At 68.5% G+C, this 12,520-nt stretch carries 12 protein-coding genes; 4 read left to right on the forward strand and 8 right to left on the reverse strand.

Going from position 1 to position 12,520, the window contains the following annotated elements:
* Window positions 1-84 precede the first annotated feature (84 nt).
* Window positions 85-2,307 (forward strand): molybdopterin-dependent oxidoreductase, encoded by a 2,223-nt coding sequence (locus tag M8A51_RS09065; RefSeq protein WP_251777883.1) that lies wholly within the window; start codon window positions 85-87, stop codon window positions 2,305-2,307.
* A gap of 60 nt (window positions 2,308-2,367) precedes the next feature.
* Here M8A51_RS09065 and M8A51_RS09070 read toward each other — a convergent pair whose 3' ends face one another.
* Genes M8A51_RS09070 through M8A51_RS09085 form a run of 4 tightly spaced genes read right to left on the reverse strand, consistent with a single transcriptional unit; the run spans window position 2,368 to window position 5,758 of the window.
* Window positions 2,368-3,381: a TRAP transporter substrate-binding protein gene (locus tag M8A51_RS09070; RefSeq protein ID WP_251777884.1), complete on the reverse strand. Its 1,014-nt coding sequence runs from the start codon at window positions 3,379-3,381 to the stop codon at window positions 2,368-2,370.
* A 37-nt stretch (window positions 3,382-3,418) separates the two neighbouring features.
* A complete protein-coding gene (locus tag M8A51_RS09075) occupies window positions 3,419-4,699 on the reverse strand; it encodes a TRAP transporter large permease (RefSeq protein WP_251777885.1) in 1,281 nt (426 codons plus the stop codon).
* 4 nt (window positions 4,700-4,703) lie between these two features.
* Complete coding sequence (locus M8A51_RS09080) at window positions 4,704-5,210, reverse strand: TRAP transporter small permease (protein WP_251777886.1); 507 nt, start codon at window positions 5,208-5,210, stop codon at window positions 4,704-4,706.
* A complete protein-coding gene (locus M8A51_RS09085) occupies window positions 5,207-5,758 on the reverse strand; it encodes a gluconokinase (RefSeq protein WP_251777887.1) in 552 nt (183 codons plus the stop codon). Before M8A51_RS09085 ends, M8A51_RS09080 begins: the two co-directional genes overlap by 4 nt.
* Before the next feature lie 165 nt (window positions 5,759-5,923).
* Here M8A51_RS09085 and gntR point away from each other — a divergent pair, with 165 nt between their 5' ends.
* Together gntR and M8A51_RS09095 are read left to right on the forward strand one after the other, a co-directional pair.
* On the forward strand, window positions 5,924-6,952 hold the full coding sequence (gene gntR / locus M8A51_RS09090) for an HTH-type transcriptional regulator GntR (RefSeq protein WP_251777888.1): 1,029 nt from the start codon (window positions 5,924-5,926) through the stop codon (window positions 6,950-6,952).
* A gap of 229 nt (window positions 6,953-7,181) precedes the next feature.
* Complete coding sequence (locus tag M8A51_RS09095; protein WP_251777889.1) at window positions 7,182-7,667, forward strand: hypothetical protein; 486 nt, start codon at window positions 7,182-7,184, stop codon at window positions 7,665-7,667.
* Here the strand turns inward: M8A51_RS09095 and M8A51_RS09100 are convergent.
* The 4 genes from M8A51_RS09100 to coxB are packed head-to-tail and all read right to left on the reverse strand — an operon-like array spanning window position 7,648 to window position 12,087.
* Window positions 7,648-8,472, reverse strand: coding sequence for a cytochrome c oxidase assembly protein (locus M8A51_RS09100; RefSeq protein ID WP_251777890.1), 825 nt, complete (start codon window positions 8,470-8,472; stop codon window positions 7,648-7,650). The genes M8A51_RS09095 and M8A51_RS09100 overlap by 20 nt on opposite strands.
* A complete protein-coding gene (locus tag M8A51_RS09105; protein WP_251777891.1) occupies window positions 8,463-8,816 on the reverse strand; it encodes a hypothetical protein in 354 nt (117 codons plus the stop codon). Before M8A51_RS09105 ends, M8A51_RS09100 begins: the two co-directional genes overlap by 10 nt.
* Entirely contained in the window at window positions 8,813-11,344 is a 2,532-nt protein-coding gene (gene ctaD, locus M8A51_RS09110; RefSeq protein ID WP_251777892.1) for a cytochrome c oxidase subunit I, read from the reverse strand. Before ctaD ends, M8A51_RS09105 begins: the two co-directional genes overlap by 4 nt.
* Window positions 11,341-12,087, reverse strand: a complete 747-nt coding sequence (coxB, locus tag M8A51_RS09115) for a cytochrome c oxidase subunit II (RefSeq protein ID WP_368408532.1) — start codon at window positions 12,085-12,087, stop codon at window positions 11,341-11,343. Before coxB ends, ctaD begins: the two co-directional genes overlap by 4 nt.
* On the opposite strand from coxB, the gene M8A51_RS09120 reads away from it, so the two are divergent.
* Complete coding sequence (locus tag M8A51_RS09120) at window positions 11,977-12,489, forward strand: DUF2231 domain-containing protein (protein ID WP_368408533.1); 513 nt, start codon at window positions 11,977-11,979, stop codon at window positions 12,487-12,489. The genes coxB and M8A51_RS09120 overlap by 111 nt on opposite strands.
* Window positions 12,490-12,520: the final 31 nt, after the last annotated feature.

Consider the following 12,520-nt stretch of genomic DNA (forward strand, 5'->3'; position numbering starts at 1 on the left):
AGGTATTCCCTTGCAGGTCATTGCGCGCTCGCGCGTGGCGATGCATGCTGCGGCACGACAACAGGCCCCGGCATGGAGACAAGCATGAGCACGCCCCCCACCTCTGCGGTCGCACACCGCATCTGTCCCGTCTGCGAGGCCTGTTGCGGCCTCGAACTGCGCATCGCGGACGGCCGCGTGGAGTCGATCCGCGGCCACGAGGCCGACGTCTTCAGCGCCGGGTACATCTGTCCGAAGGGCGTGGCGCTGAGGGACCTGCACGAAGACCCCGACCGCTTGCGCACGCCGCTGATCAAGCGCGACGGCCGGTTCGTCGAGGCGAGCTGGGACGAGGCCTTCGCCGAGATCGAGCGACGTCTGGTACCGCTGCGCGAGCAGCACGGTGCCGATGCAGCCGCACTGGTGATCGGCAACCCGACCGTGCACAAGATGGGCTTGCTGATGTACCTGCCGCGGCTGGTGCGCGCGCTCGGCTCGCGCAACGTGTTTTCGGCGTCGACGCTGGACCAGATGCCCAAGCAGCTGTCCAGCGGGCTGATGTTCGGGCATTGGCTGTCGATCCCGGTGCCCGACATCGAGCGCTGCGACCACCTGCTGATGCTGGGTGCGAACCCGGTGGCGTCGAACGGCAGCCTCTGGACGGTGCCGGACTTCCGTGGCAAGGCGCGGGCGATGCAGGCGCGCGGCGGCCGACTGGTCGTGATCGACCCGCGGCGCAGCGAAACCGCTGCAATGGCTGACGAACACCTGTTCATCCGGCCGGGCGGCGACGTGTTCCTGCTGCTGGGCATGGCGCACACGCTGTTCGACGAACGGCTGCTGCGCCTCGGCCGGCTTGGCGTTCACGTCGCGGGCGTCGACGAACTGCAGCAAGCAGTTGCGCCGTTTTCCCCGGAACAGGTGGCCGCGCGCTGCGGCATCCCGGCCGAGGCGATCCGCACACAGGCGCGTGCGCTGGCGGCTGCGCAGCGTGCCGTGGTGTACGGGCGCCTGGGCACCTGCACGCAGGAATACGGCACGCTGGCAAGCTGGCTGATCGACGTGCTGAACGTGCTGACCGGCCATTTCGACGAGCCGGGCGGCGCGATGTTCCCCAAAGCTGCGGTGTTCGCCGCCAACACCCTCGGCACGCCGGGAACGGGGCGCGGCATCGTCACCGGGCGGCACCGCAGCCGCGTGTCGGGCGTGCCGGAGGTGTTCGGCGAGTACCCGATGGGTTGTCTGGCCGAAGAAATCGAGACGCCGGGCACGGGCCAGGTGCGGGCGCTGATCACGGTGGCCGGCAACCCGGTGCTGTCGGCACCGAACGGCCCGCGGCTGTCGGCCGCGTTCGAGCAGCTCGACTTCATGGTCAGCGTCGATCTCTATCTCAACGAAACGACCCGGCACGCCGACGTCATCCTGCCCGGCCGTTCGCCGCTCGAGGACACACACTACGACACCGCGTTCGCCCAGCTGTCGTTCCGCAATCACGCACGCTACAGCCCGGCGGTGCTGACGCCCGACCCTGCGCATCTGCCCGAGTGGCAGACGCTCCTGCGGCTGATTGCCATCTTGCGCGGCGAGGGCGCGCATGCCAACGTCCGGCGGCTGGACGACGAGTTGCTGGCCGACGAGGTGCGGCGCACCGCCGGTCCGCAGGCCGAAGCGGTGATCCGCGCCGTCTCGCGCTGGGAGGGGCCGGAGCGGCTGCTCGACCTCGGCCTGCGCTCCGGCCCGTACGGCGACGGCTTCGGCCAGAACCCCGAGGGCCTGACGCTGAAGAAGTTGATGGCCGCGCCGGCCGGCATCGACCTGGGGCCTTTGCAGCCACGCGTGCCGGAAGTGCTGCGCACGCCGTCGGGCCGGATCGAGCTGGCCCCGCCGATGCTGCTGCAGGACCTGCAGCGTGCCGGGCAGGACCTCGCGCGCCCGGTGCCGGAGTTCGTCATCGTCGGGCGCCGGCAGGTGCGCTCGAACAACAGCTGGATGCACAACCTGGCCATCCTGGCCAAGGGCCCTTACCGCTGCACGGTGCTCGTGCATCCGGCCGACGCCCGCCGGCTGGGCTTGAGCGATGCGGGCGTGGCGCGCATCGCCAACGGCGGGCGCGCGATCGAGGCGCAGGTGGAACTGAGCGACGACATGATGCCGGGTGTCGTCAGCCTGCCGCATGGCTGGGGCCACGGGGTGCCGGGCACCCGGATGGCGCTGGCGGCCGAGCGGCCGGGCGCCAACCTGAACGCGGTGCTCGACGAGTCGGTGCGTGACCCGCTGTCGGGCAATGCGGTGTTGAGCGGGGTGGCGGTGAGCGTGTCCGCTGCCTGATGCAGGCAGGGTGGGCGAGCCGCCCACCCTGCGAAAGAATCGCCGGGCGGCGCTTGCTGCTTACTTGCTGCTGGCGCGCGCTTTCTCGACCGCGGCCTGCACTTCGTTCCACAGGTCCTGGCCGACGTTGGCGGCGATGCTGGCGTTCACCTGCGTGAGCTTGCTGCGCATGCGGTTGGCTTCGGCGGCCGACAGCTCGTTGACCTGCATGCCTTTGGCCTTCAGTTCGGCCAGCGCCTTGGCGGCTTCCTCACGCGTGTCCTTGCGCTCGAAGTCACGGCTCTTCTTCGCCGCGTTCGCCAGCACGTCGCGCTCGTCCTTCGACAGGCCGTCCCACCACTTCTTGCTGACCAGCACGATCCACGGGCTGTAGACGTGGTTGGTCACGGTCAGGTACTTCTGCACTTCGTAGAACTTGCTCGACAGGATGGTGTTGTACGGGTTCTCCTGGCCGTCGACGGCTTTCGTCTCCAGGGCCGTGAACAACTCCGAGAAGGGCAGCGGCACGGCGTTCGCGCCGAGCGATTTGAAGCTGTCCAGGAAGACGTTGTTCTGCATCACGCGCAGCTTGATGCCGTTCAGGTCTTCGAGCTTGGCGACCGGCTGCTTGTTGTTGGTCAGGTTGCGGAAGCCGTTTTCCCAGTAGACCAGGCCCACCAGCCCCTTCTCCTGCAGCTTGTCGATGATCTTCTGGCCCACCGGGCCGTCGAGCACGACGTCGGCTTCCTGCGCGTTGTTGAACAGGAAGGGCGTGTCCCAGATGGCCATTTCCTTGGTGATACCCACCAGCGTGGCGGTGGAGCCGACCATCATCTCCTGCGCACCGCCGATCAGGGCCTGCTGCATCTGCACGTCCGAGCCGAGGGCGGCCGCGCCGATGGCGCGCACCTTCATCTTGCCGCCCGAGGCCTTCTCGACTTCTTCGGCGAACAGCTTGACGGCGCGCCCCTGGTTGGAGTTTTCCACCAGCCCGTAGCCGAAGCGGATCAGGCGCGGCTTGATGTCCTGCGCATACGCTGCGCTGCTGGCGACGAGGGCGATGCCGAGGGCCGCGACGAGTTGCTTGAGTTTCATGAGGGTCATCTCCTTCAGAGCTACAAAACGGTGGACCTCAGTGGATCCACTTCAGGGGGGTGAGGATGAGCTGAGGGAACGCGACGAACAGCGCCAGCAGCACGAAATACATCAGCAGGAAGGGCGCGGTGCCGCGGATCACGGTCTCGATGCGCAGCCGCCCGACGCCGGCGACCACGTTCTGGACGGTGCCGACCGGTGGCGTGATCAGCCCCAGGCAGCCGGTGAAGATGAACATGAAGCCGAAGTAGACCGGGTCGATGCCGGCCTTGACCGCCAGTGGCGCCACCACCGGCGCGAAGATCAGGATCGTCGGCGTCAGGTCCATCGCGGTGCCGACGAGCACCAGGAAGAGCATCATCAGCGCCATGAACAGAATCGGGCGGTCCATCACTGGCGCAAAGGTCTTCGCGAGTTCGTTGGGCAGGTCGGCGAGCGTGATCATGTAGGCCGTCACGGTCGCTGCACCACACAGGAACAGCACCACGGCGGTGGTCTTGCTCGACGAGACCAGCACTTCGTAGACCGCCTTGGCATCGAGCTCGCGATAGATCACCACCGAGACGAACAGCGCGTAGACCGCTGCGACGACGGCCGCCTCGGTCGGCGTGAACACGCCGCCCTTCAGTCCGCCGAGGATGATCACCGGCATCATCAGCGCCCAGACGCTGTGCCCGAGTGCGCGGATGCGCCCACGCCAGTCGACGCGCTCCATCGGCGCGAGCTTGTGCGTGCGCGCAATCCACCACCACGCGAAGATCAGGAACAAGCCCATCATCAGGCCCGGAAACACGCCCGAGAGGAACAGCTTGCTGATCGATGTGTTGGTCGTCACGCCGTAGATCACGAACGGCATCGACGGCGGGATGATGGGCGCGATGATGCCGCCCGATGCAAGCAACCCGGCGCTGTAGCCGTCGGGGTACTGCTGCTGACGCATCATGGGCAGCAGGATGGTCGCGAGCGCCGCGGTGTCGGCGATTGCCGAGCCCGACATGCTGGCCAGCAGGATGGCCGCGCCGATCGCGACGAAACCCAGCCCACCGCGGATGTGGCCGACGAAGGTGCGCGCCAGTTCGATGATGCGCCGGCTCAGGCCGCCGGCGTTCATCAGCTCGCCGGCCAGGATGAAGAAGGGCACGGCCAGCAGCGGGAAGCTGTCGAAGCCTGCCTGCAGGTTCTGTGCGAGCAGCTGCGTGTCGAAGAAGTCCAGGTGGTACATCAGCGCCACGCCGGTCAGCACCAGCGCATGCGCGATAGGCATGCCGATCATCATCGCGACGAGCAGCACGGCCAGGAAAATGCCAGTGACTACCATCGGGTCACTCCACCAGGCCTTCGTCGTCGTGGTGCGGTGGGCGGCTGCCCTGCAGCGTCTGCACGATGAGCACCAGCAGCACGCCGAGTGCGAGTACCAGCGTCGCCGCGGCGGCCAGCGCCAGCGGGTAGCCGATCACGGTGCTGAAGCTCTCCATGCCGGCTTCGACCTGCCGCCACGAGCCTTGCACGACCAGCACCATCACGTAGGCGATGCCCAGGCGGCTGAGCCAGGTGCAGACCGCGCGGGGCGTCCCCTTCAGGCGGGCGGTCAGCATGTCGAAGCCGAGGTGCTTGTTCTCGGCCGATGCGACGATCGTGCCGATGCACACCAGCCACACGAACAGCAGGCGAGACAGTTCCTCGTAGAACACGATGCCGGTGTCGAACACGTAGCGCAGCACCACGTTGACGAACACGGCGAGCACCATGCCGGCCAGGCCGACCGCCATCGCGGCCTCGGCGAGGCGGCGCAGCCAGGTGCTGGCGCGGGACAGGGGGGAGGAACTCATGCGCGGTCCTTCTTCAATGCCATGCCGCCATGACGCATCCAGGCAACGACCTCCTGGCACAGCGTGTCGAGCGCACGCGTAGCGTCCAGGCTCAGCACGCCGGGTTCACCGGCGGGCGATTCCAGCGTCGCAAACTGGCTGGCGACCAGGCTGGGCGGGAAGAGGTGGTTCGGCCGCGACGCGACGCGGGCGTAGGCGTCAGCCTCGGAAAGCTGGAGGAATGCAAAGCGCAGTCCCGGGACGAAACTGCGCAGGCGGTCACGGTAGCGCTGTCTCAAAGCCGAGCAGGTCAGCACCGCGCCGTGTGGCGCCGCCTGAAGCAGGTTGCCGAGACGGTCGAGCCAGCCTTCGCGGTCAGCGTCGGTGAGCGCGATGCCGGCACGCATTTTTGCGACGTTCTCCGGGGAGTGGTACTCATCTCCTTCCAGCAGCGGCCAGCCCAGCGCATCGGCGCACGCACGGCCCAGGCTGGACTTTCCGCAGCCGGCCACGCCCATCACGACGAGGGAGCGGGCAGGGGGTATCGAGGGATGGGTAGCGCTGTCCATTCGATTCCAAAAAATCGCCGACGCGCGGCGAGTAGTGTTCTGTCGACGAACTCGTGGTGGGGCGCGCCTGCCATGCTGCAGGGGCGTTGTATCACCATTGTGGAGACGTCGTGGTAGCGCTATCCTACGCCCCAGTTCTTAAAAACGAATAGGGAAAACCCGAGGATGGACCTGCCCGCCGCCCGCCGCCGCCGCTCCAGCGGCCGCGTGACGCTGAATGACGTGGCCCGCGAGGCGGGCGTGAGTCCGATCACCGCATCGCGCGCGTTGCGGGGGGAGCGCGGCGTCGGTGCCGATCTGGTCGCACGCGTCCAGGAGGCGGTACGGCGGCTCGGCTATGTGCCCGACCCGGCCGCACGCGCACTGGCATCTTCGCGCAGCACCCAGGTGGCCGTGCTGGTGCCGATGCTGTCGAACACGCTGTTCGTCGACCTGCTCGAAGCGGTGCACCGCACGCTGTTCCCGGCCGGCTACCAGTCGTTGATCGGCGTGACGCACTATGACCCCGACGAGGAGGAAATGCTGCTGCGCAGCTACCTCGCGCACCGCCCGGCCGGGCTGCTGGTGACGGGCTTCGACCGCACCGAGGCCAGTCGCCAGCTGATCCTCGCCAGCGGGCTGCCGTGCGTGCATCTGATGGAAACGACCGAGGCGCCGGGGGTCTACTGTGTCGGCTTTTCGCAGACCGAAGCGGGCGCGGCGATCACCGAACACCTGTTGTCGCGTGGCCGGCGTCGCATTGCCTTCGTCGCCGCTCAGCTCGACCCGCGCACGATGCAGCGTGCCGACGGCTACCGCCGCGCACTGCGGCAGGCCGGCTGCTACGACGCCCGGCTGGAACTGCTGAGCCCCGACCGCTCGTCGCTCGCGCTCGGCGCGCAGTTGTTCGAGGAACTGCTGGCGACGCGGCGCGACATCGACGCGGTCTTTTTCTGCAACGACGATCTGGCGCAAGGCGGGTTGCTCGCGGCGCATCGACTGGGTATCGAGGTGCCCGCACGCGTGGCCGTCGCGGGCTTCAACGACCTGGACGGCAGCGACCAGATGCTGCCGCCGCTGACGACCGTGCACACGCCGCGCTTCGAGGTCGGCGAAGCCGGCGCCCGCATGCTGCTGCAGCTCATGCGCAGCGATACGCCGGTGCCCTCGAGCGTGCGGCTGCCCTATCGTGTGGTGGTGCGGCAAAGCAGCTGAGCACGCGCGTCGTTTTCACCGGCCACATGCCGGACCTGCCCTGCGCAGCGTGACGCCGTCACCGTTACTCACGATCAGGCCATGCACGGCGCGACGCGCCGGCATAAGGTGGGCGCTCGACGCGGGCATGAAACCGAGCCTCGCGTAAGGACATCTTCGGCAGCTTGCGCCGTGCGCAATGCGTGCCTATGGTGCTCTTTCCCCTTCGCCAACCTCCAGGGAAACGACCATGCCCAGCAGAAAGCGCAATGAAGCACCCGACGTGACGGACGTGACCGACGCGACTGAAATTTCCGACGCTGCGACCGAGACGGCTTCTGAAGCTGCCGCGATCGGTGCCGAAGCGATGAACGAGGCGGCACAGCGCTGGACCTCCGTCTACGAGGCGGCGACACGCTCGGCCTTCGACAACATCGAGCAGGCCACCAATGCATGGATAGAGATGCAGTCGATGTTCTGGCTGTGGCCGCTGCGTGTCTGGAGCCCGGGCAGCCCTCTGGCTCCGGCCTCTGCCGACGAGACCAACGGGCCCGGCGCCGACTGGTTCGGCAAGTTCTTCGCGGGCACCACGCCGCCGCAACCCATCCAGGAGTCGGCCCGCGAACTGATGACGCTGGGCATGCGCTCGTGGAGCACCATGTGGGCGCCCTGGACGATGTGGAACGCTGCCTCGACCGCGCCGATGCCCTGGCGTACTACCCCGGCCAGCTCGTAGCCTCGGTGCTGCGGCTGCCGCGTTGCAGTCGCGCGAGCCACCGGTACGCGCACCCCGCGATGGCGGTCAGGTAGGCCATGCCGCCCGGCACCCACATCGCCAGACCGGCGAGCTGCTGGTCCCACAATTCGCGCGACTCGCGGTAGTACAGAGGCGCCTGTGCGAAGGTCAGCACGGCGCCCAGCAGGCCCGTATGCATCAGCGTGAACAGCAGCGCCAGCGCGGCTCGAAGCTCGCCGCCGCGGCGTGCACGCAGCACGGCCCACCAGAACAGCCATGCCGTGAGCGCGAAGCTCGCATGCTCGGCGACGTGCCACCAGTTGTTGGCGACCGCCGCCATGTAGGGCCCCGGCAGATGCCAGCCCCAGATGGCCGCTGCGTGCAGTGCGGCGCAGGCCATCGGGTGGCGGCCGGCGCGCAACAGCGGGAACCACCACCAGTCTCCGGCGCGACCCAGCGCGGCGCGCCACTGAGGCAGCGGCCGGGCCAGCACCCACAGCGGGGCCGCCACCACCATCAGCAGCATGTGCTGCACCATGTGCATGGCCGTGCTCGAGGTGGCCCAGTCGTCGAACGGGCCGAACAGCGCCACGCCTGCCACCGCCATCCCGCCATGAAAGGCGGCCCGTTCACCGGGCGAGGGCCGCAGGCGTGCGGCTCCCGGTACATACAGCAGCCAGGCTGCGAGCAGCACGGCTTGCGAAGCCCAGATCGGCAGATGCGACAGTTCGCCGGTGTCCCAGGGCGAGTGGGCGCTTCCCGCAGCAGGGGCCGCAGCCAGCAGCAGTGCAACGATCAGGCGCATGGCGGCATCACGACGAGCGGCAGCCCGACGAACAGCGTCGCGATGGCGGCAGCCACATGCAAGGCTGCAGTGGTCGGTGCCATGAAACGGCTGGCGGCCTGCGACTGCGGCGGCGTCTGTGCGTCGCGTGCCCGCCAGCAGGCCCAGGCGCACCACGACAGCCCTGCGGCCGTGGCGAGCGTCAGCACCGCGAGCAGGCCGTTGATCCATGTGTGCGCCCCTGCCTGAGGGGCGGGCGGAGCGACCGAGCAACCGAGCGACAAACCGCCGTAGGCGGCGATGAACCACACCGACCAGACGATGAACCCGAGCGCCAGCTGCAGCGGGTGACGTGCGAACGTCACGGCACCCCCCCGAAGGCGGCAGGAAACAGCATCAACGCGACGCACGCGACCCAGAAGCAGCCGGTATTGAAGATCCACAACTGCGCCAGCACTGCCGGCTCGTACGGCGCATGCGCGCCGACATAGCGGTGGCCGACGCGCCACGCCTGCAGCGCGGCCAGCACCGCGCCCAGTCCGCCGTGCAGCAGCAGGAAGCCGAGCATCACCGCGATCACGGCGTCATGGGCGTTGCCGGTCGGCGTGATCGGCGAGGCCGCCATCAGCCATGCGGTGCCGCCTGCCTGCACGGCGCCCAGCAGCGCAATGCCGAGCAACTGCCATTGCAGCCCCCGCTCGTCGTCGCGCTTGAGCCGCCGCACCACGTGCAGAAGCCAGGCCGTCGCCACGCTCAGCGCAGCGCCGCTGCCGAGCACCACTGTGGCCGACAGCGGCGTGTGCGCAGGGGCCGTGAAGCCTGGCGACGCGGTCCACAGGTACAACCAGCCGAACACCAGCGACAGGAACAGCGCCGCATCGGCCAGCAGCGTCAGCCCCATGCCCCACAGCCCGGGGCCGTCGAAGGTGCGCGAGTGCAGCTTCAATCCTTCGGGAAGATCGTGCGTCTCGGGGGCGGCGTGCGGGTGGGCACCGTTCTCCCACGACCAGCGCAGCAGGATGGCGACGGTCACGGCGGCAGCGACGGCGGCGACGAGGTAGGCCTTGAACAGCAGCGAGCAGCAAACCACCGCGAGTGTCAGGGCCGCATGCAGCGGCAGGAAGGAGTTGCCCGGCAAGTGGATCACCTCGCGCGGCACGCCGGTCACAGGGTCGCAGCCCATCGTCTCGCGCCGACCGTGGCGCGCGTGCGGCAGGGCACAGCGCGCTTCGGCCACGTCGCGCGGCAATTGGGGCCGCACCCACAATGGGTGACGCGAATCGACGCTCGGCAGGCTGGCGAAGTTGTAGGCGGTCGGCGGCAGGTCGGTGGCCCACTCGAGCGTGTCGGCGTCCCAGGGGTTCTGGCGCGCAGGACGGCCGAAGCGGAAATGAAGGGCGAAGTCCAGCAGCACCATCGCGATGCCGGCCGCCATCACGAAGCTGAAGACCGACGACACCAGGTTGGGCCATTCCCAACCCAGGCCCGGGTCATAGGTGTAGACGCGCCGCGGCATGCCGAGCAATCCGGTCCAGTGCATCACCAGGAAGGTGCCGTTGAAGCCGACGAAGGTGAGCCAGAAGCCCCACTTCGCGAGGCGCTCCGAGGGCATGCGCCCGCTGAAGTGCGGCATCCAGTAGTACAGCCCGGCCAGCAGCGGGAACAGCATGCCGCCGACCAGCACGTAGTGCATGTGCGCGACGACAAAATGCGTGTCGTGCACCTGCCAGTCGAAAGGCACGAGCGCGAGCATCACGCCGGTCAACCCGCCGGCGACGAAGATCACCAGGAAGCCGACGACCCACAGCATCGGGACGCGCATCACCGGCCGGCCGGTCCACAGCGTCGCCAGCCACGCGAAGATCTGGATGCTGGTCGGCACCGCCACCAGCATGCTCGCGGCCGAGAAGAAAACCTGCGCCAGTTGCGGGATGCCGACCGTGAACATGTGGTGCACCCACAGCCCGAAGCTGATGAAGCCGGTGGTGATGACCGCGACCACGGCCCACCGGTAACCGACCAGCGGGCGGCGCGCGAACACCGGCAACACGGTCGAGACGATGCCGGCGGCAGGCAGGAAGATGATGTAGACCTCGGGGTGGCCGAACAGCCAGAACAGGTGCTGCCACAGGATCGGGTCGCCGCCGCGCGTGACGTCGAAGAACGGCAGGCCGGCCGCACGCTCGAGTTCCAGCAGGATGCTGCCGAGGATCAGCGGCGGGAAGCCCACCACGATCATCAACGCGGTCACCAGGATGTACCAGGCGAAGATCGGCATCTGGTGCAACGCCATGCCGGGCGCGCGCGTGCGCAGGATCGACACGATGAGCTCGACGCCGGCCGCCACCGCCGAGATCTCGACGAAGGTGATGCCCAGCAGCCAGAAGTCGGAATTGATGCCCGGCGTGTAGACGCTGCCGGACAGCGGCACGTACATGAACCAGCCCGAGTTCGGCGCCACCCCGAAGAACAGGCTGGACGTCACGATGATGCCGCCGAACAGGTAGCACCAATAGCCGAAGGCGCTCAAGCGCGGGAACACCAGGTCGCGCGCGCCGAGCATCTTCGGGATCAGGTAGCAGGCCAGCCCTTCGAGCACCGGCACCGCGAACAGGAACATCATCAACGTGCCGTGCATCGTGAAGGCCTGGTGATAGGCCTCTGCCGTCATGAAGGCGTGATGCGGGATGGCGAGCTGCGAGCGCATCATCATTGCCAGCAGCCCCGCGATCACGAAGAACACCCCGCCGGTGACGGCAAAGCGCAGCCCGATCGACGTGTGGTTGACGATCGACAAGGCGCGCCAGCCGCGCGGGTTGCCCCACACGGCCTCGAACTCGGCGTGTGCTTCGTCGACCGGTCGGCCAGGGGAGGTGGTGACCGGCTCGCTCATGGTCGGGGGGCCGCGAGCCAGGCGTCGAACTGGTCGGCCGGCATCACGCGAACTTGCATGGTCATGTGGGCATGGGCGTCGCCGCAGAACTCGGCGCACTGCCCGCGCATCAGCCCGGGCGCGTCAGCCTGCAGGCGGATCACATTGGTGCGGCCAGGGATCGCGTCGATCTTGCCGCCCAGGCGCGGCACCCAGAACGAGTGGATCACGTCACGGCTGGTGGTGTGCACGTCGACCGGGCGGCCGGCCGGCAGCCGCAGCTCGTCGACCAGCTGCACGCCGGTGCCCGGGTAGCGGATCTCCCACCACCATTGGTGGGCGACGACGTCCACGCGCATCGGCTGCGGCCCTTCGAGCGGTAGCGGCAGCAGGCGGTGGCCGGCGGGTATGCCGAATGCCAAGAGCACGGCAACGCTGCCGAAGGGCAGCAGCAGGCCGCCGAACACCAGCCAGCGTCGGCCGGTGCGACGCGCCTGCTCCTCGCCCCAGTGGCGCGGCTGCCGGCGCAGCGCCAGCAGCCACAATCCCACCACTCCCAGCAGCACCAGCGTGCCGTACCCGAGCATCCACCACCACAACGTCGCGATCGCGTGCGCCGCCGGGCCGGCAGGGTCCAGGGCGGATTGAGCGCCATGGCAACCCGCGAGCGTCTGACAGACCGTCCCCCAGAAGAAGGCACCCCGGCGCCTCGGCAAGCGGCGCCGATACGCAGTCGCGCAGCGATCGCGGGCCACCCCCTGCACCCGATGATGATCCACTTCCCCGTGGCGGCCCTGCTGGGACTGGTCGCGGTCGACGTGGCCTATCTGATGAGCCGGGACCCGTTCTGGGCTCGAGCCGGCCTGTGGCTGGCGGGCGTCGGCGCCGCAGGGGGATGGATCGCGAGCCTCGCCGGCCTCGTCGACCTGGTGACCGTGGCACCGGTGAGGCGCCTCGTCACCGGGTGGTGCCACGCGGTCATCGCCGTGATGATGCTGTCGCTGGCGTCGATGAACTGGTTGCTGCGTTTCGGCGACGATCAGGCGCTGGTGATCCCGTGGGGGCTCTACGTCTCGCTGTTGACGGCGGCGATGATCGCACTGGCGGCCTATCTCGGGGGGCGGCTGGTCTACGAGCATGCCGTCGGGGTGGACACCGAGGAGTAGCGCTCGGCAACCGGGTCGAGGTGTTCGCATC

The sequence above is a fragment of the Caldimonas mangrovi genome, from assembly GCF_023721835.1.
Classification (GTDB): Bacteria; Pseudomonadota; Gammaproteobacteria; order Burkholderiales; family Burkholderiaceae_C; genus Caldimonas; species Caldimonas mangrovi.

What these genes read in the sequence shown, in the direction of transcription:
- M8A51_RS09065 (WP_251777883.1), top strand. Translation starts at nt 85, where the DNA reads ATGAGCACGCCCCCCACCTCTGCGGTCGCACACCGCATCTGTCCCGTC.
- M8A51_RS09070 (WP_251777884.1), bottom strand. Translation starts at nt 3,381, where the DNA reads ATGAAACTCAAGCAACTCGTCGCGGCCCTCGGCATCGCCCTCGTCGCC.
- M8A51_RS09075 (WP_251777885.1), bottom strand. Translation starts at nt 4,699, where the DNA reads ATGGTAGTCACTGGCATTTTCCTGGCCGTGCTGCTCGTCGCGATGATG.
- M8A51_RS09080 (WP_251777886.1), bottom strand. Translation starts at nt 5,210, where the DNA reads ATGAGTTCCTCCCCCCTGTCCCGCGCCAGCACCTGGCTGCGCCGCCTC.
- M8A51_RS09085 (WP_251777887.1), bottom strand. Translation starts at nt 5,758, where the DNA reads ATGGACAGCGCTACCCATCCCTCGATACCCCCTGCCCGCTCCCTCGTC.
- gntR (WP_251777888.1), top strand. Translation starts at nt 5,924, where the DNA reads ATGGACCTGCCCGCCGCCCGCCGCCGCCGCTCCAGCGGCCGCGTGACG.
- M8A51_RS09095 (WP_251777889.1), top strand. Translation starts at nt 7,182, where the DNA reads ATGCCCAGCAGAAAGCGCAATGAAGCACCCGACGTGACGGACGTGACC.
- M8A51_RS09100 (WP_251777890.1), bottom strand. Translation starts at nt 8,472, where the DNA reads ATGCGCCTGATCGTTGCACTGCTGCTGGCTGCGGCCCCTGCTGCGGGA.
- ctaD (WP_251777892.1), bottom strand. Translation starts at nt 11,344, where the DNA reads ATGAGCGAGCCGGTCACCACCTCCCCTGGCCGACCGGTCGACGAAGCA.
- M8A51_RS09120 (WP_368408533.1), top strand. Translation starts at nt 11,977, where the DNA reads ATGGCAACCCGCGAGCGTCTGACAGACCGTCCCCCAGAAGAAGGCACC.